The sequence below is a fragment of the Kitasatospora sp. NPDC052896 genome, assembly GCF_044547075.1.
Taxonomy (GTDB): domain Bacteria; phylum Actinomycetota; class Actinomycetes; order Streptomycetales; family Streptomycetaceae; genus Kitasatospora.
In genome coordinates this window covers 309,697-331,854 of sequence record NZ_JBITZU010000007.1, presented here as the reverse complement: position 1 = coordinate 331,854, position 22,158 = coordinate 309,697, and the positions used below count along the sequence as shown (strand labels likewise).

The 22,158-nt window shown below is 72.9% G+C and carries 20 protein-coding genes; 10 read left to right on the top strand and 10 right to left on the bottom strand.

Annotation, left to right across the window (positions count from 1 at the left end):
- Positions 1 to 16: 16 nt before the first annotated feature.
- Positions 17 to 412: an ACT domain-containing protein gene (locus ACIGXM_RS17855; RefSeq protein ID WP_396561835.1), complete on the bottom strand. Its 396-nt coding sequence runs from the start codon at positions 410 to 412 to the stop codon at positions 17 to 19.
- A 665-nt stretch (positions 413 to 1,077) separates the two neighbouring features.
- Between ACIGXM_RS17855 and ACIGXM_RS17850 the strand changes: the two genes are divergently transcribed.
- Entirely contained in the window at positions 1,078 to 1,668 is a 591-nt protein-coding gene (locus ACIGXM_RS17850; RefSeq protein ID WP_396561833.1) for a PadR family transcriptional regulator, read from the top strand.
- A 39-nt stretch (positions 1,669 to 1,707) separates the two neighbouring features.
- On the opposite strand, the gene ACIGXM_RS17845 is transcribed toward ACIGXM_RS17850, so the two are convergent.
- Entirely contained in the window at positions 1,708 to 1,917 is a 210-nt protein-coding gene (locus ACIGXM_RS17845; RefSeq protein WP_396561831.1) for a hypothetical protein, read from the bottom strand.
- Positions 1,918 to 2,392: 475 nt separating this feature from the next.
- Between ACIGXM_RS17845 and ACIGXM_RS17840 the strand changes: the two genes are divergently transcribed.
- Complete coding sequence (locus ACIGXM_RS17840) at positions 2,393 to 3,103, top strand: bifunctional DNA primase/polymerase (RefSeq protein ID WP_396561829.1); 711 nt, start codon at positions 2,393 to 2,395, stop codon at positions 3,101 to 3,103.
- 18 nt (positions 3,104 to 3,121) lie between these two features.
- Here ACIGXM_RS17840 and map read toward each other — a convergent pair whose 3' ends face one another.
- A complete protein-coding gene (map, locus tag ACIGXM_RS17835) occupies positions 3,122 to 3,970 on the bottom strand; it encodes a type I methionyl aminopeptidase (protein ID WP_396561827.1) in 849 nt (282 codons plus the stop codon).
- Positions 3,971 to 4,065: 95 nt separating this feature from the next.
- Between map and ACIGXM_RS17830 the strand changes: the two genes are divergently transcribed.
- Positions 4,066 to 4,299: a hypothetical protein gene (locus ACIGXM_RS17830; protein ID WP_396561825.1), complete on the top strand. Its 234-nt coding sequence runs from the start codon at positions 4,066 to 4,068 to the stop codon at positions 4,297 to 4,299.
- A gap of 12 nt (positions 4,300 to 4,311) precedes the next feature.
- On the opposite strand, the gene ACIGXM_RS17825 is transcribed toward ACIGXM_RS17830, so the two are convergent.
- A complete protein-coding gene (locus ACIGXM_RS17825; RefSeq protein WP_396561823.1) occupies positions 4,312 to 5,616 on the bottom strand; it encodes an MFS transporter in 1,305 nt (434 codons plus the stop codon).
- A gap of 82 nt (positions 5,617 to 5,698) precedes the next feature.
- Positions 5,699 to 6,280: a hypothetical protein gene (locus tag ACIGXM_RS17820; protein WP_396561821.1), complete on the bottom strand. Its 582-nt coding sequence runs from the start codon at positions 6,278 to 6,280 to the stop codon at positions 5,699 to 5,701.
- Between the two features lie 46 nt (positions 6,281 to 6,326).
- Between ACIGXM_RS17820 and npdG the strand changes: the two genes are divergently transcribed.
- Both npdG and ACIGXM_RS17810 read left to right on the top strand, forming a co-directional pair.
- The gene (gene npdG, locus ACIGXM_RS17815; RefSeq protein ID WP_396561819.1) at positions 6,327 to 7,016 is read left to right on the top strand and encodes an NADPH-dependent F420 reductase; all 690 of its coding nucleotides are present in this window, start codon (positions 6,327 to 6,329) and stop codon (positions 7,014 to 7,016) included.
- A 144-nt stretch (positions 7,017 to 7,160) separates the two neighbouring features.
- A complete protein-coding gene (locus tag ACIGXM_RS17810) occupies positions 7,161 to 7,349 on the top strand; it encodes a hypothetical protein (protein ID WP_396561817.1) in 189 nt (62 codons plus the stop codon).
- Here the strand turns inward: ACIGXM_RS17810 and ACIGXM_RS17805 are convergent.
- Positions 7,346 to 8,152, bottom strand: a complete 807-nt coding sequence (locus ACIGXM_RS17805; protein ID WP_396561815.1) for a site-2 protease family protein — start codon at positions 8,150 to 8,152, stop codon at positions 7,346 to 7,348. The genes ACIGXM_RS17810 and ACIGXM_RS17805 overlap by 4 nt on opposite strands.
- 267 nt (positions 8,153 to 8,419) lie before the next feature.
- Between ACIGXM_RS17805 and ACIGXM_RS17800 the strand changes: the two genes are divergently transcribed.
- On the top strand, positions 8,420 to 11,752 hold the full coding sequence (locus tag ACIGXM_RS17800; RefSeq protein WP_396561813.1) for a BTAD domain-containing putative transcriptional regulator: 3,333 nt from the start codon (positions 8,420 to 8,422) through the stop codon (positions 11,750 to 11,752).
- A 51-nt stretch (positions 11,753 to 11,803) separates the two neighbouring features.
- Here ACIGXM_RS17800 and ACIGXM_RS17795 read toward each other — a convergent pair whose 3' ends face one another.
- From ACIGXM_RS17795 to panB, 3 genes are all read right to left on the bottom strand, one after another.
- The gene (locus tag ACIGXM_RS17795; RefSeq protein WP_396561811.1) at positions 11,804 to 12,616 is read right to left on the bottom strand and encodes an ABC transporter permease; all 813 of its coding nucleotides are present in this window, start codon (positions 12,614 to 12,616) and stop codon (positions 11,804 to 11,806) included.
- The gene (locus tag ACIGXM_RS17790) at positions 12,613 to 13,677 is read right to left on the bottom strand and encodes an ATP-binding cassette domain-containing protein (RefSeq protein WP_396561809.1); all 1,065 of its coding nucleotides are present in this window, start codon (positions 13,675 to 13,677) and stop codon (positions 12,613 to 12,615) included. Before ACIGXM_RS17790 ends, ACIGXM_RS17795 begins: the two co-directional genes overlap by 4 nt.
- A 142-nt stretch (positions 13,678 to 13,819) precedes the next feature.
- Positions 13,820 to 14,707 (bottom strand): 3-methyl-2-oxobutanoate hydroxymethyltransferase, encoded by an 888-nt coding sequence (panB, locus tag ACIGXM_RS17785; protein ID WP_396561807.1) that lies wholly within the window; start codon positions 14,705 to 14,707, stop codon positions 13,820 to 13,822.
- A gap of 266 nt (positions 14,708 to 14,973) precedes the next feature.
- On the opposite strand from panB, the gene ACIGXM_RS17780 reads away from it, so the two are divergent.
- From ACIGXM_RS17780 to ACIGXM_RS17770, 3 genes are all read left to right on the top strand, one after another.
- Complete coding sequence (locus ACIGXM_RS17780) at positions 14,974 to 16,581, top strand: MFS transporter (RefSeq protein WP_396561805.1); 1,608 nt, start codon at positions 14,974 to 14,976, stop codon at positions 16,579 to 16,581.
- Positions 16,582 to 16,605: 24 nt separating this feature from the next.
- A complete protein-coding gene (locus ACIGXM_RS17775; RefSeq protein WP_396561803.1) occupies positions 16,606 to 17,286 on the top strand; it encodes a TetR/AcrR family transcriptional regulator in 681 nt (226 codons plus the stop codon).
- Between the two features lie 129 nt (positions 17,287 to 17,415).
- The gene (locus ACIGXM_RS17770) at positions 17,416 to 18,468 is read left to right on the top strand and encodes an endonuclease/exonuclease/phosphatase family protein (RefSeq protein WP_396561801.1); all 1,053 of its coding nucleotides are present in this window, start codon (positions 17,416 to 17,418) and stop codon (positions 18,466 to 18,468) included.
- Between the two features lie 27 nt (positions 18,469 to 18,495).
- Here the strand turns inward: ACIGXM_RS17770 and ACIGXM_RS17765 are convergent, their stop codons facing one another.
- On the bottom strand, positions 18,496 to 20,253 hold the full coding sequence (locus ACIGXM_RS17765; protein WP_396561799.1) for an NAD+ synthase: 1,758 nt from the start codon (positions 20,251 to 20,253) through the stop codon (positions 18,496 to 18,498).
- Positions 20,254 to 20,459: 206 nt separating this feature from the next.
- Here ACIGXM_RS17765 and ACIGXM_RS17760 point away from each other — a divergent pair, with 206 nt between their 5' ends.
- Positions 20,460 to 21,821 carry a glutamine synthetase family protein gene (locus ACIGXM_RS17760; protein WP_396561797.1) on the top strand — a complete coding sequence of 454 codons (1,362 nt, stop codon included), beginning with the start codon at positions 20,460 to 20,462 and terminating at the stop codon, positions 21,819 to 21,821.
- The last annotated feature ends 337 nt before the right edge of the window (positions 21,822 to 22,158 follow it).

Sequence of the window (22,158 nt, the reverse complement as noted above, 5' to 3'; positions counted from 1 at the left end):
GCGGCCCGGACCGGTCCTAGTGCTCGGCAGCCAGCTGCCGGAGGCCGTTCAGCGCGCGCTCGGCCTCGTCGGCGGCGACGAAGAGGTGGTCGTGGTGGAAGCCGGCCACCACGTTGCAGCTGATCCCCAGCTCGGTGAGCCGTCCGGCCACCGCCGCGGTGAGTCCGACCGCCTCCAACGAGGAGTGGATCCGCAGCGTGATCCAGGCGGCGACGTAGTCGTAGCGCAGGCCGAGCGCGTCCGCCTCCTCCTGCTCCAGCACCGCGGTCAGCCCCTCCGGCTCGGCCACCGTCACCACCGGGCGAAGCCCGGCCGGCACCCGTCCGGGGAACGTGCAGTAGACGTACCGGCCCGGGTTGACCTCGGGGTGCAGGTCGCCGAGCAGCTTCTGGAGATCCTTTTCACCGGCCATGCCTGCCACCGTATCCGCCCGCCCACCGGGCCCCCGGCAGCGACGCCCGCGGAGCCGACCTGCGGCGACGTCCAGTGCACAAGGTGGGTGCGGGGCATCCGGCATGCCAGCGGTTGGTCCCAGCGGTTGGTCACATCTCTGGCAAGCGATCCCCACCACCTGCGGGTCGCGATCCATCAGCGGTAGTCGGTCCCGCTCCAGCCACGACTCGTAGCCCACGTGATCAGCGACTGTCACCGAGTAGTACCAGCCCGCGAAGCCTTGCCCGCCTTTCGCCCAGCGGAAGCCGCGGACCGGCTCCACGTGCTCGAACCGGACGTTCCAGCCCTGTCCCAGCGGCACCCGGCGCCGCCGCCCGTGCTCGCAAAAGTCCAGGTCAAAGGCCGACAACGCGGCATCGCCGAACGCCCGTGCCGGCGCCGCCACAGCCCCCTGTCGGTCGTCTGAGTCCAGTGGCAGACGACCAAGGTTCAACGGCGGAGGACAGACGTGCTGGCTCGAGAGGCGTTGACGGGCGACAGTCACCGATATATCGTCGAGTTATCGAGACAGTACGACGAGAGGTGGTGCGCATCATGCGCGGCATGGATTCGGAGTTCGGCCGGCGTGGCCGTCGGCGTGGGGCGGGGCGCGGGCGTGGTCCCGGGTTCGAGGGTTTCCCGGGGATGCCCGGGGAGTTTCCGGAGGGGCGGCCGGCGTTCGGGCCGCCCGGTGGGCCGTTCGGCGGCCCGTTCGGAGGCGGGGCCTTCGGCGGCCCGTTCGGCGGGCCGTTCCACGGGCACGGCGGCCGTGGGCGTGGGCGGCACGGTGGTGGGCGGGCCCGGCGTGGCGACGTCCGGGCCTCGCTGCTGGCGCTGCTCAAGGAGCGGCCGATGCACGGCTACGAGATGATCACCGAGATCGGTGAGCGGACCGCGGGCGCCTGGCGGCCCAGCCCGGGTTCGGTCTACCCGACCCTCCAACTGCTGGAGGAGGAGGGCCTGATCCAGGCTCAGGAGGGTGGCGGCAAGCGGCTCTTCACGCTGACCGAGGCGGGCCGGGCCGAGGCCGAGGCGGGCTCGGCGGAGCCCTGGCTGGAGACCGGTCGGGGGGTGGACTGGGAGAAGGTGCAGGAGGCGCGCCAGGCGCTGTCGGCCGTGGAGCACGCGGTCCGGCAGGTCATGGGCACCGGCACCGAGGAGCAGCGGGCCAAGGGGCTGGCCGTCCTCGCCGAGGCCCGCAAGAAGCTGTACCTGATCCTCGCCGAGGAGGGGTGACCCCTCGGCAGGGGGACGACCGGGGGACGGGGTGCCGGGCTACGGCTGGTAGGTGTACTGCCAGCGGGCCCGGCCCCTGGAGTCGAACGCCTTGGCCCGGGTGTAGACCAGCGTCCGGGCCGGCTCGTCGCCGTGCGCCGGGACCGGCACCTTGTACACCTTCGGCACGCCGTTGAAGGGGCTCAGCAGGATCGGCAGGATCTGCCCGTCCAGTGGCCCGCCGATGAACTCGGTCTCCGCACTCTTCACCCGACCAGCTTCGCACCCGGCCAGGCCTGCGCCAAAAGTCGGCCGCGGGGGTCGCCCGACCCCGGAGGTCGGTCCGCACCCGACCGATCCGCGCCCGCCACGCCACCAGCGTGCGACCGGCGCACAACCACGAGGTGACCGGCGCCGCGTACGCTGGCCGCTCGGCCGCAACCCCCGGGTCCGGAGGACCCTCGTGCTCCCTTATCCTGCTCTGTACGCCCCCGGGCCTCACCCGGGTCAGCGGCCCGTACGGGTCGGGTGGCGCGCATCGCGCTGCGCCCGCCCGCCGAGCTTTCCGACTCTCGCACTCCGTGCCGCGGACCAAGGCGCCGGTCGTCCGGCGACATCCGGTGCCGGCCGCTCCGGCCGGTCCACCGGGCACCCCTCGGGAAGCAGCGGGTGACGCCGGGCGTTGCGTCCGGTAGTGCGTCGAACGCTGTGTCACACCAGGCACGGCAGGTGCGGAAGGGGCCCGATGGAAGCCAGCAGCAGGTGGACGACGTGGTGGCAGCGACGCGATCGGCAGCGCACCGGCCCGGCCGCCGCCGGTGCCGTTCCCTCCCCGGCCGCCCGGCTGGAGCTGCTGCTCGCCGCGGTGCGGGCCGGTTTCCCACTGGCGCCCGCCGCGTATCCGGCCGGCTACCGCTGCTCCTGTGACCGGGTCGGCTGTCCCGCGCCGGGGCAGCACCCGGTCTCCTTCGCCTGGCAGTCGCAGGCCACCACCGACGGCGAGCAGCTCGCCCGCTGGCTCGCCCGCGACCCGCAGGCCAACTTCGTCACCGCCACCGGCCGGGCCCACGACGTGCTGGACGTCCCCGCCGAGGCCGGCCGGCTGGCCCTGGAGCGGCTGACCGAGCGCGGGGTCGGCGGCCCGGTGGCCGCGGTCGGCGAGGAGCGCTACCTCTTCTTCACCGCCACCCGCGGCACCCCAGCGGACGAGGACGAGTGGTGGTCCAGCGAGCTGGACACCCATCCGGACAACGTCTCCGAGCACCCCGGGCTGCGCTGGCACTGCCGCGGCTCGTACACCCTGCTCCCGCCGGCCGCCCTGCCGGACGGCTCGCGGGTGCGCTGGATCTGCGGGCCCGACCAGCCGCTGCCCGACCCGCTGCGGGTACTGGACGTGCTGACCGACGCCTGCACCGAGGTCGGCGCGGTCGCCGAGGAGCAGTGGCTGATCGGGTGACCGTACGGACGGCCGCGGTCACGGCAGGGTGAGGATCTCCGCGCCGTCGGCCGTGACCAGCAGGGTGTGCTCGAACTGCGCGGTCCGCTTGCGGTCCTTGGTGACCACCGTCCAGCCGTCCGCCCAGATGTCGTAGTCGTAGCTGCCGAGGGTGAGCATCGGCTCGATGGTGAAGGTCATCCCGGGCTTGATCACCTCGGTGGCCCGGTCGCTGTCGTAGTGCGGGATGACCAGGCCGGAGTGGAACGAGGTGTTGATCCCGTGCCCGGTGAAGTCGCGCACCACGCCGTAGCCGAAGCGCTTGGCGTAGGACTCGATCACCCGGCCGATCACGTTGATCTGCCGGCCCGGCTTGACCGCCTTGATCGCCCGGTTGAGTGACTCCCGGGTGCGCTCGACCAGCAGCCGGGACTCCTCGTCCACCTCGCCGACCAGGTAGGTGGCGTTGAGGTCGCCGTGCACCCCGTGGATGTACGCGGTGGCGTCGATGTTGACGATGTCGCCGTCCTGGAGCACCGTCGAGTCGGGGATCCCGTGGCAGATCACCTCGTTGACGGAGGTGCAGATCGACTTGGGGAAGCCCCGGTAGCCGAGGTCGGACGGGTACGCGCCGTGGTCGCACATGTACTCGTGCGCCACCGCGTCCAGCGCGTCGGTGGTGACGCCGGGCGCGATCAGCTCGGCCGCCGCCGCCATCGCCCGGGCCGCGATCCGGCTGGCGATCCGCATCTTCTCGACGGTCTCGGCCGACTGCACCTCGGGTCCGGTGTAAGGGGTCGGTGCCGGCTTGCCGACATACTCCGGCCGGGCGATGTGCGCCGGAACCTTGCGCGTGGGGGACTGGGTGCCGGGAACGAGGAGAGCCATGGCGGGGAGTCTAGCGGCCCGGCCGGTCCGGGCCCCGGCTGTGTGTGCGAAGGCGGGGTCGGGAATGATCCCGACAAGTGAGAAGGAGACTGCTGATGCCCCTGGGATTCCACCGCAAGCCCACCGGTCAGCCGGGCGAGTGGTTCTACTGCGTCAAGCACAACAAGGTGGAGGAGGGCCCGGAGTGCCCGGCCAAGGACCGGCTCGGCCCGTACGAGTCGCCCGAGGCCGCCGCCCAGGCACTGGAGATCGCCGCCGAGCGCAACCGCGAGTGGGCCAACGACCCGCGCTGGCGTGACGACGACGGCCCCAAACCCGACGCGGGGTGACGTGACTCCGGTTCAGGCCGCCACCGGCTGGTGCTCGCGCTGCGCCCGGACCGCCGCCACGTGCGGGTCCGTCCGGGCGTCGTAGGCCAGCAGCTTCGGCAGGCCCACGGCCAACGCGAGCACCCCGCCGACGCAGGCCAGCCCGCCCAGCCAGATCGAGCCGCGCACTCCGGCCACCCCGGCCAGGCCGCCCGCCCGGACCTGGCCCAGCTGCGGGCCGACCGAGTAGCTGAGCAGCTCGACGCCGGCCAGCCGGCCGCGCAGCTCGTCCGGGATGGACTGGTTCCAGATGGTGGAACGGCCCATTCCGCTCACCATGTCCGCGCCGCCCGCGACCGCGAGGAAGAGGAGGACCAGCCAGACGTCGCCGACCAGCCCGGCCGCCGTCATCGCCAACCCCCAGCCGAGCGCCGCCGCGACCACCAGCCGGCCGTGCCGCCGCACCCCGCCGGCCCAGCCGCTGGTGGCCGAGACCACCAGCCCGCCGAGCGCGGGCGCGCCGTAGAGCAGGCCGAGCGCCCAGTGCGCGTGCAGCTGGTCGGCCAGGAACGGGAAGAGCGCGACGGGGTAGGCGAAGAGCATCGCCACGATGTCCACCGCGTAGGTGCCCAGCAGCTCCGGGCGGCTCCAGGCGTAGCGCACGCCGGCCGCGATCGCCGCCAGCGAGGGCTTGACCGCGCCACTGCTCGGCGGCACCGCCCGCATCCGGGCGAGCAGCAGCAGCGAGACGGCGAACGAGAGCACGTCCAGTCCGTAGGCGGTCTGCACCCCGGCGAACGCCACGATCACCCCGGCCAGCGCCGGCCCGAGCACCGAGGCCGTACTGCGGTAGAGCGAGAGCAGCGAGAAGGCAGCCGGGAGCTGGTCGTGCTCCACGATCCGCGGGGTCAGCGTGTCCAGGGCCGGCCGCTGCAGGCCGTCCACCGCCGCGACCAGCGCGGTGACCAGGTAGACGGGCCAGACCAGGGGGTGCGGCAGCAGTGCGTTGAGCAGCAGCAGGGCGGAGAGCAGGCCCAGGCCGGCCTCCGCGGCGAGCACCAGCCCGCGCCGGTCCAGCGCGTCGGCCAGCGCGCCGCCCCACAGCCCGAAGACGATCAGCGGCAGCAGCTCGACCGCGCCGATCAGACCGACCGCCAGGTAGGAGCCGGTGAGGTCCTTGAGCTGGAGCGGCACCGCGACGTAGGTCAGGAAGGTGCCGAAGCTGGAGACGCAGCCGGAGCCCCAGAGCAGCCGGAAGTCCCGCGAGGCGCGCCAGGGGGTGAGGTCGGGCCGCAGCCGGCGCAGCAGGGAGCGGGGATGGGGAGGTTCGTCGTTCATCGCGGGCCATCATCCGAGCCGCCGGGTGAGCCGGGCAACGGGTTTTCCGCCGGCTCCACCGTCCGGCCCGCGCACCCGCGGTTCACCAGCGGCTGACCGGTGCCACGGTGAACTGCCGCAGCAGCCTGGCCAGCCGGGACTCCGCGCGGCGCGACTCGGCGGCCGCCGAGCTGACCAGGTGCTGCACCAAGTCGAAGCCCGACTCGTCGGCGGCCGGCACGGTCAGGCTCTCGTGTGCGAGCCCGACCAGTTCGCGGTCCCCGGCCTCCAGCGCCAGCACGGTGGCCCCGCCCCGGCGGGCGTCCGCGACCCGTTCCAGCAGCCCGTCGCCGGCCCGGTCCGGGGCCACCACCAGCACCGTCTCGCCGCGACCCGCGTCGGCCAGCCGCGGCAGCCCGTGCCGCAGGTGGGCTGGCGCGTCGACCGGCACCCGGTGCCGGATCAGGGCCGGCGCCAGCCCGGGCACGCCCGACCAGGCGGCCTCGTCGTCCAGGTGGGCGGCCAGGTGCCAGGGCTCGTGCGCGGCGGTGCCGACCAGCAGCAGGCCGCGGGCCGAGCGCCGGGTGACCGAGCCGCGCAGCGAGCCGGCGAAGGCGCGGGTGGTCCGGAGCAGTTCGGAGCCCGCCAGTGCCTCGCGCAGCGCGGAGACTTTCATCGCGTCCATCCCCGCAGGATGGAGCCGGGCCGCGGGCTTTGGCAGGATCTCGGGTATGACTTCCCTCGATTCAGCGAACCCGGCCGACCCGCGCCCCGACATCTCGGAGCTGGTGGTCGGTGTCCTCGGCGGCACCGGCGACCAGGGCCGCGGCCTGGCGTACCGGCTGGCCAAGGCCGGCCAGCAGATCATCATCGGCTCGCGCAACGCCGAGCGGGCCGAGACCGCCGCCGCCGAGATCGGCCTCGGCGTGCGCGGCGCGGACAACGCGACCGCCGCCCGGGAGAGCGACATCGTGATCGTCGCGGTGCCGTGGGCCGGGCACGGCGAGACCCTCGCCGCGATCCGGGCCGAGCTGGTCGGCAAGATCGTGGTGGACTGCGTCAACCCGCTCGGCTTCGACAAGCAGGGCGCCTACGCGCTGGTCCCCGAGGAGGGCAGCGCCGCCCAGCAGGCCGCCGCGCTGCTGCCGGAGAGCCGGGTCACCGCGGCCTTCCACCACCTCTCCGCAGTGCTGCTGCAGGACCCGGAGGTGGCGCGGATCGACACCGACGTGATGGTGCTCGGCGACGACCGCGCCGCCACCGACCTGGTGCAGGCGCTCGCCGAGCGGATCCCCGGGATGCGCGGGATCTACGCCGGACGGCTGCGCAACGCGCACCAGGTGGAGTCACTGGTCGCCAACCTGATCTCGGTCAACCGCCGGTACAAGGCGCACGCCGGACTGCGGATCACGGACGTGTGACCGGGGCCACCGTGGGTGACCCACGGTGAGCCGCCGTGAAGATCTCGTGACAACGCGGACGGTCCGGGCACACCCTGCTGCGGGTGGGCCCGGACCGTCGGCGAGAATGGCTGCCGAACGCCCCCGACCCCTGGAGCCGGCAGCATGCCCCGCAACGCCCTGTACGCCTCGCTCGTCTTCGTCCTCGCGGTGGCCGCCGCGGTGGTCTCCTTCGTGCAGGGCAACTGGCTCGGCGTGGTCTGGGTGCTGATGGCCGGAGTGTCCAGCAACATCGCCTGGTTCTACCTGCGCAAGGAGCGGCTCTCCCGGGCGGCCCGTACCACCGAGGGCTAGTGCGACCAGAACCGGAACAGGTACTGCCCGAGGTCCGCGTAGCCGCCGGACACCCCGAACAGGCCCAGCACGTCGTAGACCAGGTTGAAGAACCACTGGTTGATCTGCGACTGCCAGATCAGCACGAAGACCGCCAGCATCCCGTACGGTGCGAACGGCGCGACCGCGCGCCGGGTCTTCAGCGAGAGCCAGGGCTCGATGATCCCGTAGCCGTCCAGCCCCGGCACCGGCAGCAGGTTCAGCAGCGTGGCGCTCACCTGGAGGAAGCCCAGGAAGGCCAGCGCCGCCGGGAAGACGCTCACCTGGTAGTCGCCGACGCTGGTGGTGCCCGGCAGGTTGTCCAGCCAGCCGGCGCCTACCGGGACCAGCAGCAGCACCGCGCAGGCGGCGTTCACCAGCGGTCCGGCGGCCGAGATCAGGCTGTGCTTGAGCCGGCCCTGGATCCGGTTGCGCTCGATGAAGACCGCGCCGCCGGGCAGGCCGAAGCCGCCCAGCACCACGAAGATCACCGGGAGCACGAAGCTGGTCACCGCGTTGGCGTAGCGCAGCGGATTGAGCGTCAGGTAGCCCTTGGCGCCGACGGTGATGTCGCCGCCGTGCAGCGCGGTGCGGGCGTGCGCGTACTCGTGCAGGCAGAGCGAGATCATCCAGCCGGCCACCACGAAGAGGAAGACGCCGAAGCCGGCCGCGCCGTACCCCGTCCACACCGCCCACCCCGAGGCGGCCAGTATCCCGAGCAGGACCCAGAACACCGGACTGATCCGGCGCTCCTCGCTGCTGCGGCGGGTGTCGGCAAAGCTCATGGTGTTCGGGTCTCCGATGGCGGCACGGTGGGCGGACCCGACCGATCATGCCCGGGCAGGCCGCCGCGGACAAGCGACGACGGATGAACGACGGGCGGCCGGCGGCCGTTCCGGCCGCGGTCCCGCCGGTCTTCCCCCCACCCGGTGTTCCTGCCGCCCTCCCGCGCGGTGTTGCTCCCGCCCTCCCGCGCGGTGTTGCTCCCGCCCTCCCGCCCGGCGTTCCACCCGGCGCCCGCGCGGGCGGGCGCCCTCCAGCAGAATGGTCCAGTGCGTTACGGAATCCTCGGCACCACCACGGCCCACCACGACGACGGCACCCCGGTCCCGCTCGGCGGCGCCCGACTGCGCGCGCTGCTCGCCGCGCTGGTGCTCCGCGAGGGGCGGCCGGTGCCGGCCGAGGTGCTGATCGACGAGGTCTGGGACACCGAGCCGCCGCAGGACGCGGCCGCCGCGCTGCAGACCCTGGTCGGCCGGCTGCGCCGGACCATCGGCCGGGACGAGGTCGGCTCCGGCCCCGGCGGCTACTGGCTGACCGGGCCGCGGACCGACCTCGGCCGGTTCCAGGAGCTCGCCGCCCGGGGCGGCCGGGCGCTGGACGCCGGCGAGGCCGAACCGGCCGCCCGCGACCTGCGGGCGGCGCTGGCACTCTGGCGTGGGCCGGCGCTGGCCGACCTGCCGGACCGGGCGGGCAGCGCGGTGCGGCTGGAGGCCCAGCGGGCGGAGGCGCAGCGCCGGCGGATCGCCGCCGACCTGGTGCTCGGCCGGGCCACCGAGGTCGCCGCCGAGCTGGCCGGCCTCTGTGCGGACCGGCCGTTGGACGAGCCGCTGCACGTGCTGTGGATCCGCGCGTTGCGGCAGACCGGGCGCACCGCCGAGGCGTTGAGCCGGTACGAGACCGTGCGGCGCGCGCTGGCCGAGCGACTGGGCGCCGATCCTGGTACCGAACTGCGGCAGCTGCACCGGGAGTTGCTCGAACCGTCGGTGAAGTCCGCCAAGCGCGAGGTGACTTCCGTTGCGTCAGCGCGCGGTCCGGTCGGCAATCTGCGGCCGCTGCTGACCAGCTTCGTCGGCCGCTCGCAGGACCTCCGGACGCTCTCCCAACTGCTGGGCGGCGGACGGCTGGTGACGCTGACCGGCCCGGGCGGCTCGGGCAAGACCCGGCTCTCGGTGGAGGCCGGCCGCGCCCTGCAACAGGCCGGCGAGGACTTCCCGGACGGCGTCTGGCAGGCCGAACTCGCGCCGCTGGAGAGCCCGTCGGCAGTCCCCGGCGCGGTGCTCTCCGCGCTCGGGCTGCGCGGCACGGTGCTGCACCACTCCACGGTGGCCGAGGTGGTCGAGGGCCGCTCCGAGGACCCGGTGCGGCAGATCGTCGAACGCTGCGGCCGCGGCCGGATGCTGCTGATCCTGGACAACTGCGAGCACCTGGTCGACGCCGCCGCCACGCTCGCCGACCGACTGCTCGGCGAGTGCCCGGGGCTGACCGTGCTGGCGACCAGCCGCGAGCCGCTCGGCGTGCCCGGCGAGGCGGTACTGCCGGTCGAGCCGCTGCCCGACCCGACGGCGCTGCGGTTGCTCGCCGAGCGCGGTGCCGCCGCCCGGCCCGGCTTCGACCCCGCGGACGACCCGGCGGCCTGTGCGGAGATCTGCCGCCGGCTGGACGGTCTGCCGCTCGCCATCGAGCTGGCCGCCGCCCGGCTGCGCAGCATGACGCCGCGCCAGCTGGCGGACCGGCTGGACGGCCGGTTCGCGCTGCTCACCGGTGGCAGCCGGATCCTGCTGCCGCGCCAGCAGACGCTGCGCGCGGTGGTCGACTGGAGCTGGGAGCTGCTGGACGAGCGCGAGCGCGCGGTGCTGCGCCGGCTGTCGGTCTTCGCCGGCGGCTGCACCCTGGAGGACGCCGTCCAGGTCTGCGCCGACCCGGCCGGCCCGGCCGCCGCGGAGGTCGCCGAGCCGCTCTTCTCGCTGGTCGACAAGTCGCTGCTGGTGGCCGTCCTCAATCCGGAGGGCCCGCCGCGCTACCGGATGCTGGAGACGATCCACGAGTACGCCGCCGAGCGGCTCGCCGAGGCGGGGGAGACCGAGCCGGTCCGCCGCCATCTGCACCACTTCCGCGAGCTGGCCCGGACCGCCTCGCGCGAGCTGCACGGCCCGCGGCAGCTGGAGCTGATCGCGCTGCTGGAGCGCGAGCAGGACAACATCCGGGCCGCCCTGCGCCGCGCGGTGGACGCCGGGGACGAGCAGGAGGCACTGGTCCTGGTGCTCGGGATGAGCTGGTTCTGGTCGCTGCGCGACTACCACACCGAGTCGCGCCAGTGGTACGAGGAGGTGGCCGCGCTCGGCCCGAACGCCTTCGACGAGCACGCGCCCCGGCCCGTCCCGCTGCTGGTGGACCCGCTGGACGCGCCGCCGCCGATGGCCCGCGAACTGCTGGAGGAGGCCCGTCGGCAGCTCCAGCTCCAGGTGCTGATCTCGCTGTTCACCGGCAACATGGCGATGCTGGGCGACCCCGAGGTGGGCCGCGTCGCGCACCGGGTGCTGGCGATGTACACCCCGGACCTGCCGCAGAGCTACCGGTTCCCGATGGTGCAGCGGGTGTTCGCGGCCTTCCTGGCCGGTGAGATGGACCGGATGCGGCCGCTGCTGGACGAGACGGTGGAGGGCTGTCGCCGGCACGGCCGGCCGCACGACCTCGCCTTCGTGCTGCAGATCCGGGCCCGGCTGATGAACGACTGGGCCGGCGGTCTGGAGCAGGCGATCCGGGACACCGAGGAGGCGCTGGAGCTGTTCACCCGCGCCGGGGACCGCTGGGGGATGTCCGAGTCGCTCTCCGCCCGGGGCGAGAACGCGGCCCGCAGCGGCGACTCGGCGCGCGCCGTCGAGTACTACGGCCTGGCGATCGAGCTGGCCAGGGAGATCGGTGCGCGGCAGGAGGCGTCGATGCTCCAGGTCCGGCTGGGTGAGGCGATGTTCGACAGCGACCGGGAGGCCGGTGAGCGACTGATCCGTGAGGCCATGGAGGCGGTGAGCGCGGGCAGCCAGGTCGGCGACGGTGCGCTGCTCTACGGCCGGATGGTGCTCTGCTCGCTGCACGCGCGGCGTGGCGAGTACGCCGAGGCGCTCGGCGAGTTGGACCGGCTGGAGCTCGACCACGGGGCGTTCGGCCCGGTGATGCCGCAGATCTTCCAGGGGATCGTGGGCTGTTGCCGGGCCTGGGTGGTGGCCCGGGCGGGCGAGCCGGGGCGCGGGCTCGAGCTGCTGCGCGAGGGGCGCCGGCTGGTGCGGTCGGTGGAGAGCGGGGCCAACGTGTTCGCCGAGCACATGACCATGATGCTGATGCTGCCGGCGGTCGGGGTGCTGGTCGAGCGGGCGGTGCGGGACGGCAGCCGCCCGGCCGCCGTGCGGGGCGCCGAACTGCTCGGCGCGCACCTGGGGTTGCACGGCATTCAGGGGTCGGTCGTCGAGCGCGAGGAGCGCGAGCACTGCGAACGGGGCCTGGTCGGCTTGCTCGGCGAGGAGGCGTACCGGACCGCGCTCGCCGCCGGCGGCGCCCTGACGCTCTCCGAGGCCTGCGTGCTGCTGGACGATCTCGACGGGCTCTGACCGGGCCGTCCCGGGGGCCGGACTCCGGCTCCCGGGACAGCCGTTGCCGGCTCAGGTGCGCTTGCGGTAGCGGGCCACCGCCAGCGGTGCGGCGACCGCGGTGATCGCCACCGACCAGATCAGTACGGTGGTCACCGAGTGGGCCAACGGACCGCCGTTGATCAGGCTGCGGCAGGCGTCCGCCAGGTTGGTGAGCGGGTTGTGCCTGGTGAAGGCCTGGAGCCAGCCCGGCATGCTGCGGGTCGGCGCGAAGATCGAACTCCCGAACTGCAGCGGCATGATGACCAGCATGGTGACGCCCTGCACGGCCTGCGCCGAGCGCATCGCCAGCCCGAGCAGCATCGAGACCCAGGTGAGCGAGAGGCCGAACAGCAGGGAGAGGCCGACCGCGGCCAGCACCTGCAGCGGACCGGTCTTGATCTGCAGGCCGAGCAGCAGCGCGAAGCCGATCAGGATGGCGAAGGAGATCAGGCTGCGGCAGGCCTCGGCCATCAACTTGCCGAGCAGTACGGCCGATCGGCCGATCGGCAGGGTGCGGAACCGGTCCATCACCCCGGTGCTGAAGTCGGTGTTGATCCCGGTGCCGACGGCCATCGCCAGGTTGAGCCCGGTGCTCCCCAGCAGCCCCGGGATCATGTACTGCTTGTACTCCTGCTGGCTGCCGGAGACCGCGCCGCCGAAGACGTAGACGAAGAGCACGGTGAAGACGACCGGCAGGATCAGCGCGTCGGCCATCGACTCCGGGTCGGCCTTGATCCGCATCAGGTTGCGCCGGGTCAGCGCGCCGACGTGGCGCAGCGTGGCGGTGAGGCCGATCCGGCGGTCCGCCTCCGGGCGGAGGGTGGTCAGGGTGGCGGTGCTCATCCGAGCTGCTCCTTGCGGTCGGCCGGGTCGCCGGCGGCAGCGGTGGGGGTGGTGGTGCGGCCGGTGATGGCCAGGAAGACCTCGTCCAGGCTGGGCACCTTGGTGTCGATGCCGGCCACGGTGAATCCGCGGCTGCCCAACACGCAGATCACGGCGGTCAGTTGCTCGTCACCGGTGATCGGCACGGTGAGCAGGCCGGGCCGGTCCGGGTGCTCGGGGTCGGCGGCGACGGCGGCGCCGGGCAGCTCGGCCTCGGTCAGGCAGCGGACCATCGCCGGCAGCTCGGCCGGGTCGGCCGGGCGGACCTGCAGGGTCTGCCCGCCCACCTGGGCCTTCAGCCCGGCGACCGTGCCGTTGGCGATCACCCGGCCGCGGTCGATCACGGTGAGGTCCCGGGCCAGCTGCTCGGCCTCCTCCATGTACTGGGTGGTGAGCAGCACCGTGGCCCCCTCGCCGACCATCCGCTGCACCTCGCCCCAGACCTCGTTGCGGGTCCGCGGGTCCAGGCCGGTGGTGGGCTCGTCCAGGTAGAGCACGCGGGGCCGGCCGATCATGCTGGCCGCCAGGTCGAGCCGGCGGCGCATCCCGCCGGAGTAGGTCTTGGCCGGGCGCTTGGCCGCCTCGGTGAGCGAGAAGCGCTCCAGCAGCTCGGCGGCCCGGGCCCGGGCGTCCCGGCGGGAGAGGTCGAGCAGCCGGCCGATCAGGTAGAGGTTCTCGTGGCCGGAGAGCAGCTCGTCGACCGAGGCGTACTGCCCGGTCAGGCCGATCGTGCGGCGCAGCTGCCGGGGCTGGGTGAGCACGTCGTAGCCGCCCACCACGGCGGTACCGGCGTCCGGCCGGATCAGCGTGGAGAGCACCCGGATCAGCGTGGTCTTGCCGGCGCCGTTCGGGCCGAGCACGCCGAGCACGGTGCCTTCCTGGACGGTCAGGTCGACCCCGTCCAGGGCCTTGGTCGCACCGAAGTGCTTGACGATGCCGCGGGCCTCGACGGCCGTGCCGGTCGTCGTCCGCCGGCTGGTGCGGTGCCCCTGGTCGTGCGGGGCGAGGGCGATCTGTGTCATGCCCCCAGGCTGTCCGGCCCGGCCGTCACCCCGCCGTCATCGCCCGCTCGCCGCTGTCAGCCCGCTGTCACGCCGCTGTCAGCGGTCGGGACCGGCGGCCGGGGCCGGCACCCGCTCGGAGTGCCGGCCCCGCCAACCGCCTTCAGTGGAAGGTGTGTTCGGGCGCCGGGAAGCTGCCCTCGCGCACCTCGTCGGCGAACTCCCGGGCCGCGCCGCCGAGTGCCTCGCGCAGCTCGGCGAACTTCTTGACGAACTTCGGTACCCGGCCGGCCGTCATGCCCGCCATGTCGGTCCACACCAACACCTGCGCGTCGCAGCCCGCGCCGGCGCCGATGCCGACGGTCGGGATGGTCAGCGACTCGGTGACGTGCTGGGCCAGTTCGGCCGGGACCGCCTCCAGCACCACCGAGAAGGCGCCGGCCTGCTGCACCGCCTTGGCGTCGCGCTGCAGCTTGTGCGCCGCCTCGTCGCCGCGGCCCTGGACGGGGTAGCCGCCCAGCGCGTGCACCGACTGCGGGGTGAGACCGATGTGCGCCATCACCGGCACGCCCGCCTCGACCAGCAGCTCGATGGTGTGCGCGCTGCGCTCGCCGCCCTCCAGCTTGACCGCGTGGACCCCGGCCTCCTTCATCAGCCGGGCGGCGTTGCGCAGGGCCTGGGCCGGGGACTCCTGGTACGAGCCGAACGGCATGTCGCCGATGACCAGCGCGCGCTGCGTGCCGCGCACCACGGCTGCGGAGAGCATCGTCATCTGGTCCATGGTGACCGGCACCGTGGTGTCGTAGCCGAGGTGGCAGTTGCCCGCCGAGTCGCCGACCAGCAGGACCGGGATGCCCGCCTCGTCGAAGACACCGGCGGTCAGCGCGTCGTACGCGGTGAGCATGGCCCAGCGCTCGCCGCGCTGCTTGGCGGCGGCCAGGTCGCGGACGGTGACGCGGCGGTTGGTGACCCCGCCGTAGAGGGTGCTGCCCTGGGACGCGGCCGCCGCGGCGGCGGGCGTCTGGGCAGGCGAAAGCGGAGAAGTGTTCATGGAACAGGCTCCTGAAGGGTTGTCGTCTCGTGGCGCCGTGCGGCGTCCCCGGATCACCCCCATGCTTGCACGGCCCCGCCACGCAGCAAAAGCCCCGACCGTCCGGCGAGGCTTTGCCCAGCCTTTACGATACGGCTACGTCTCGTATCGTAAAAGCGAGTACGCTGGGCCGCCGGGGGTTCCGAGACGTTTGCGTCTCGTTAAGAGGCCGGGCCGCGCCCGGTCGTCCCTCCCGCCAGCACTCCTTCCTTCGACGGGACACCCGCATGTCATCGCCGCTCCCCACCAGCCCGCCCCGGGTGCCGGAAGCCATCCACCGCCGCCGCTGGGCGATCCTCGGCACCCTGGTGCTGGCCCTGCTCGTGGTGGTCCTGGACAGCTCGATCCTCAACGTCGCGATGAAGACCATCTCGACCCCGGCGCCGGTCGGCCTGGGCGCCTCGCAGAGCGACCTGGAGTGGGCGATCAACGCCTACACGCTGGTCTTCGCCGGGCTGCTCTTCACCTCCGGCCTGCTCGGCGACCGGTTCGGCCGCAAGAAGACGCTGCTGGTCGGCATGGTGGTGTTCGGCGTCGCGTCACTGTTCTGCTCGATGGCCACCAGCCCCGCCGAGCTGATCGGCTTCCGCGCGCTGATGGGCCTCGGCGGTGCCTTCGTGATGCCCGCCACGCTGGCCATCATCATGAACGTCTTCGAGCGGCACGAGCAGCCGCGGGCGATCGGCATCTGGGCCGGCGCGGTCGGTCTGGCCATCGCGATCGGCCCGATCACCGGCGGCCTGCTGATCGAGCACTTCTGGTGGGGCTCGGTCTTCCTGGTCAACGTGCCGATCGTGGTGGTCGCCGTGGTCGCGATGGCCGTCCTGGTCCCGGACTCCAAGGACCCCAACCCCGGCAAGCTCGACCCGGTCGGCGTGCTGCTCTCCATCGTCGGTCTGGTGGCGCTGATCTACGGCATCATCAAGGGCGGCGACAAGGCCTCCTTCACCGACCCCGCGGCCGTCGTCCCGGTGCTGATCGGGCTCGGCGCGCTGGCCGTGTTCGTGCTGTACGAGCGGCGGATCGCGCACCCGGCGCTGAACGTCACCTGGTTCCGCAACAAGGTCTTCGCCACCTCGGTCGCGGTGATCGGCCTGGTCTTCTTCGCGCTGATGGGCGTCTCGTTCTTCGGCGTCTTCTACACCCAGGGCGTGCGCGGCTACAGCGCGCTGGCCGCCGGTGCGCTGATGCTGCCGCTGGCCGTCGCGCAGATGCTGTTCGCCCCGCGGGCCCGGCTGGTGGTGGACAGGCTCGGCGTCCGGGCCACCTGCGCCGGCGGCATGCTGCTGATCGCGCTCTCCTTCCTGGGCTACCTGCTGCTCGGCACGACCACCCCGATCTGGGTGCTGGAGGTGATCGGCTTCGTGATGGGCGCCGGCATGGCGCACGTGATGCCGCCGGTGACCGTCTCGATCATGGGTTCGCTGCCGCGGGAGAAGGCCGGCTCGGGCTCGGCGATCAACAACACCTTCCGCCAGGTCGGCGGCTCGCTCGGGGTCGCGGTGCTCGGCGCGGTGCTCTCCACCGTCTACCGCAACGGCATGACCGACCACCTCCAGCAGCTGCCGCCCGCGGCGCGGCAGGCGGCCGGCGAGTCGCTGGAGGCCACCCTCGACGTGGTCGGCACGCTCGGCCCGCGCGGCCAGGTGCTGGTCCAGCCGGCCTTCGACTCCTTCATCCACGCGATGCACACGGTGGCCACGCTGTCCGCCGTGGTGACCCTGGTCGGCGCGCTGCTGGCCTGGTTCTGCCTGCCGAGCAAGGTCGCCGCCCCGGCCGCCGGCGGCCCGGCGCCGGCCGAGGAGACCCGCGCCCCGCAGTCCGCCGAGGCCTGAGTGATCAGCGTGGAGAATGGCCGCATGGACACGGAGCGTCAGGCCCATCTCCTCGGCAGTGCCCCCGGCGGCACCTCCGCCGGGACGCCGACCTGTGCGGCGCCCCGGCGCGGCCGACCCCGCTCCGAGGCGGCCGAGCAGGCCATCTGCGCGGCCGTCGAGCGGCTGATGATGGACGGCGCGGGGCTGGCCGACCTGACCGTCGAGGGCGTGGCACAGGCCGCCGGCGTCGGCAAGGCCACCATCTACCGCCGCTGGCCCAACAAGGAGGCCATGCTGGTCGACGTGGTGGTCCGGCTGGACGACCCGGAGCCCGAGCTGGCCGGCCGCTGCGCCAAGGACGACCTGGTCACGCTGCTGGAGCACATGCGCCGGCGCGGGCTGGCCAAGCGCTCGCGCTGGGTGCTGATGGTGGTCTTCAACCAGCTGCACGGGCTGCCCGCGCTCCGCGAGGTCTACTACGAGCGGGTGATAAGGCCCCGTCGGGAGACCATCCGTTCGGTGGTCGAGCGCGGTCAGGCCACCGGCGAGTTCCGGGCCGACCTGGACTCCGAGATGCTGGCCGAGATGCTGGTCGGCCCGATGCTGGTGCGCACCGTGCTCTGGGACGACGCACCACTGGACGACCCCGGGCTGTCCGCCGCCATGGTGGAGGCGGTGCTGGAGGGTCTGGGTGGCCCGGCTCACGTTCGCCGGGCCGGCTAGTCGCGGCCGCGCCGGAACCCTGGGTGACCGTTCGGACGTCTGTCACGTCATAGGCTCAGCCGAGAATCAGATCATTTGCGTCGGAATCGGCACAGCCTGACGAACCGCAGAGCACCAAGGGGTCACCGCATGACGCAGGCCGACGAAGCAGTCGTGGCGGACGGTGGCGGCACGCCGCCCACCGCCGCAGGCGCACGCCTGCGCCGCGCGGGCGGGTGGCTCCGCCGCTCCTGGGGCCCGGACCGCAAGGGCCGCCGCAGCTGGCGGCGCGGCTGGATCCTCGCCGTGCTGGCCGGGCTGCTCGCCCTGCTGATGGCGCTGCACCGGCAGCTGCCCAACAGCTTCGGCAACCTCGGCAGTCTGCTGGAGACCTTCCTGCCCTGGTTCGGCCTGCTGGTCCCGGTGCTGCTGGTCGGCGCGCTGCTGCGCCGCTCGGCCACCGCGCTGGTGGCGCTGCTGCTGCCGGTGCTGGTCTGGGTCAACCTGTTCGGCGGCCTGCTCGGCGACAAGAGCACCGGCAAGGGCGACTTCACCGTGCTCACCCACAACGTGGAGGCCGGCAACACCGACCCGGCCGGCACCGCCCGGATGGTGGTCGGCTCGGGCGCGCAGATCGTCGCGCTGGAGGAGCTGACCGGCCAGGCGCTGCCGGTCTACACCGCTGGGCTGGCCACCGCGTACCCGTACCACGTGGTCGAGGGCACGGTCGGGCTCTGGTCCAAGTACCCGCTCTCCGGCACCCGGGTGGTGGACATCAGGATCGGCTGGACCCGGGCCTTCCGTACCGAGGTGACCACCCCCGAGGGGCCGCTCGCGGTGTACGTGGCGCACATGCCCTCGGTCCGGGTGAAGTTCGACGGCGGCTTCACGGCCGACCAGCGCGACGTCAGCGCGCAGGCGCTGGGCGACGCCATCCAGGACGAGCCGCTCGGCAAGGTGCTGCTGCTCGGTGACCTCAACGGCACCATGAACGACCGCGCGCTGGCCCCGGTCACCTCGCAGCTGCGCTCGGCGCAGGGCACCGCGGGGGCGGGCTTCGGGTTCAGCTGGCCCTCGGAGTTCCCGATGGCGCGGATCGACCAGATCATGAGCCGGGGCATGCAGCCCACCGACTCCTGGGTGCTGCCGGCCGACGGCAGTGACCACCGGGCGGTCGCCGCCGACTTCCGCTACGACCGTTGAGGCGTCGCGGCGGAAGCCGGCGGCCGGTCAGCCGCGACGCCAGCCGTTGGTGATCGGCAGCCGGCGGTCCCGGCCGAAGCCCTTGGGGGAGATCTTCGGGCCCGGCGGGTACTGCCGACGCTTGTACTCCGCGGTGTCCACCAGCCGCACCACCCGGTCCACCACGGCCGGGTCGAAGCCCTGCGCCACGATCGCGTCCCGGCCCTGGTCGCCCTCCACGTAGGCGTCCAGCACGGCGTCCAGCAGGTCGTAGTCGGGCAGCGAGTCGGTGTCCAGCTGGTCCGGCCGCAGCTCGGCGCTCGGCGGCTTGCTGATGGTGTTCTCCGGGATCGGCGGGGTCTCGCCGCGCTCGGCCGCCAGCTCGTTGCGCCAGCGGGCCAGCCGGAAGATCAGCGACTTGTAGACGTCCTTGATCGGGCCGAAGGCGCCCACCGAGTCGCCGTACAGGGTCGAGTAGCCGACCGCCAGCTCGCTCTTGTTGCCGGGCGCGAGCACGATGTGCCCCTCCTGGTTGGAGATCGCCATCAGCAGCGTGCCGCGCAGCCGGGACTGCAGGTTCTCCTCGGCCAGCCCGGTCAGCCCGAGCGCGTCCATGTAGGCGTCGAACATCGGGGCGATCTCGACGGTCCGGAAGTGCAGTCCGGTGCGCCGGGCCAGCTCGGCCGCGTCGTCCCGGGAGTGCTGCGAGGAGTAGCGGCTCGGCATCGAGACGCAGTGCACGTTCTCGGAGCCGATCGCGTCCACCGCGATGGCCGCCACCAGCGCCGAGTCGATGCCGCCGGAGAGACCGATCAGCACCGACTTGAAGCCGTTCTTGCGCACGTACGCCCGGGTGCCGGTGACCAGGGCGGCGTAGATCTCGGCCTCGTCCTCCAGCCGCGGCGCGGTGCCCGCGGTGAGCGGCTCGGCGGGCCGTTCGACGACCTCGCCGCCCAGCTCGGTGCGGGCCAGGTGCAGGCCGTCGCTGAGCAGCAGGCCGTCGGTGCGGTCGCGCTCGTCGGCGGCCGGCAGGTCGAGGTCGAGCACCAGCAGCGCCTCCTCGAACTGCGGCGCGCGTGCCAGCACCCGGCCGGCCGCGTCCACCACCAGCGAGTCGCCGTCGAAGACCAGCTCGTCCTGGGCGCCGACCATGTTGAGGTACGCCAACGTGCAGTCGGCCTCGGCGGCCCGGCGCTGGACCAGCTCCAGGCGCAGGTCGTCCTTGTTTCGCTCGTACGGCGAGCCGTTGATCACCAGCAGCAGCCCGGCCCCGGCCTCCCGGGCGGCGGTCACCCGTCCGCCGTCCTGCCAGATGTCCTCGCAGATCGCCAGCGCCACGTCCACCCCGTGCAGCCGCAGCACCGAGAGCTGCTCACCGGGCACGAAGTAGCGGTACTCGTCGAAGACGCCGTAGTTCGGCAGGTGGTGCTTGGCGAACCGGGTGACCACCCGGCCCCGGTGCAGCACCGCCGCGCAGTTCTGCGGTGACCCGGCCGGCCGGTACGGGCGGCGCGACTCCTGTTCGGACCGGCCCAGGTAGCCGACCAGGACGGGCAGCTCGCCCAGCCCCTCGGCGGCCAGCCGCTCGGCCAGCGCCACCAGCGCGGCCCGGGAGGCCTCCACGAACGACCGCCGCAGCGCGAGGTCCTCGACCGGATAGCCGGTCAGGGCCATCTCGGGGAACGCGACCAACTGCGCACCGCGCTCGGCGGCACGCCTGGTCCAGCGCACCACCTCCTCGCTGTTGTGCGCGATGTCCCCGACGTGGGGATCGAACTGGCTCAGGGCGAGGCGGAGATTGGGCATGCCGCCAGTCTAATCGTCTAACTGACGTTATGTCGCGGCCAGGCCGGCCCGCGAGCGTTCCGCGAACGTTCGCCGTGACCGGGGTGCCACCGGGGGTGGTGGATCCGCGATGATGGGAGCGAACAGTGCGTACGTCCGGAAACGGCGTCCCGCGACCGTCCCGCTTGCGTAACACGAACGTAAAGAGCAGAGGTGAGACTGTCCCCATGGGCAAGCAGCAGGAGTTCGTGCTCCGTACGCTCGAAGAGCGTGACATCCGGTTCGTCCGGCTGTGGTTCACCGACGTGCTCGGGTTCCTCAAGTCGGTGGCGGTGGCCCCGGCCGAGTTGGAGCAGGCCTTCGAGGAGGGCATCGGCTTCGACGGCTCCGCGATCGAGGGCTTCGCCCGGGTCTACGAGTCCGACATGATCGCCAAGCCGGACCCGACCACGTTCCAGATACTGCCCTGGCGCTCCGAGACCCCCGGCACCGCACGGATGTTCTGCGACATCCTGATGCCGGACGGCTCACCGTCCTTCGCCGACCCGCGCTTCGTCCTCAAGCGCACCCTGAAGCGGACCTCCGACCTCGGCTTCACCTTCTACACCCACCCCGAGATCGAGTTCTTCCTGCTCAAGAACCTCCCCGGGGACGGCACCGCGCCCCAGCCGGCCGACCAGTCCGGCTACTTCGACCACACCCCGCGCGGGGTGGGCCACGACTTCCGCCGCCAGGCGATCACCATGCTGGAGTCGATGGGCATCTCGGTCGAGTTCTCGCACCACGAGGGCGCCCCCGGCCAGCAGGAGATCGACCTGCGCTACGCCGACGCGCTCTCCACCGCCGACAACATCATGACCTTCCGGCTGGTCATGAAGGAGGTGGCGCTGGAGCAGGGCGTCCACGCGAGCTTCATGCCGAAGCCGTTCTCGCAGTTCCCGGGCTCGGGCATGCACACCCACCTGTCGCTCTTCGAGGGCGACCGGAACGCCTTCCACGAGACGGGCGCCGAGTTCCAGCTCTCCAAGGTCGGCCGCTCCTTCATCGCCGGCCTGCTCCGGCACGCCGCCGAGACCGCCGCCGTCACCAACCAGTGGGTCAACTCCTACAAGCGGATCTGGGGCGGCTCGCAGCGCACCGCCGGCGCGGGCGGCGAGGCGCCGTCGTACATCTGCTGGGGGCACAACAACCGCTCCGCGCTGATCCGGGTGCCGATGTACAAGCCGGGCAAGCAGGGCTCCACCCGGGTCGAGGTCCGCTCCCTGGACACCGGCTGCAACCCCTACCTCGCCTACGCGGTCACCCTCGCCGCCGGTCTCAAGGGCATCGAGGAGGGCTACGAGCTCCCGCCCGGCGCCGACGACGACGTCTGGGCCCTCTCCGACGCCGAACGCCGTGCCATGGGCATCCAGCCCATGCCGCAGAACCTCGGCGAGGCGATCGACCTGATGCAGCGCAGCGAACTGGTCGCCGAAACCCTCGGTGAGCACGTCTTCGACTTCTTCCTGCGCAACAAGCGCCAGGAGTGGGAGGAGTACCGCTCCGAGGTCACGCCGTTCGAGCTGCGCAAGAACCTCCAGGTGCTGTAGCCACCGGGCGGCCAGTACGGCGGCTCCGGCCCGGCGGATCACCCCCACCGGGCCGGAGCCGTCGTACTGGGTGGGGGTGGGCCGGAGGGGCGGCGATTGGGCGGCTTGGGGGAATTTCCGACGACTTGCCTGATGATCTCCGTGTTCTGATCTCCTCGTCAGAATTGTCGCCTCCATGATCTGAGTGGCATTCACTCGGAGTGATGGAGGTGCGGGCGTGGGTCGGTTGGTGAGAACGCCGGTGAGGGGCGTGCGACGGTGGGTCGTCCCGTTGGTCGCGCTCTGCGCCACCAGTACGGGTTTGCTGGTGGGGGCGTTGCCGGCGCGGGCGTTGGGG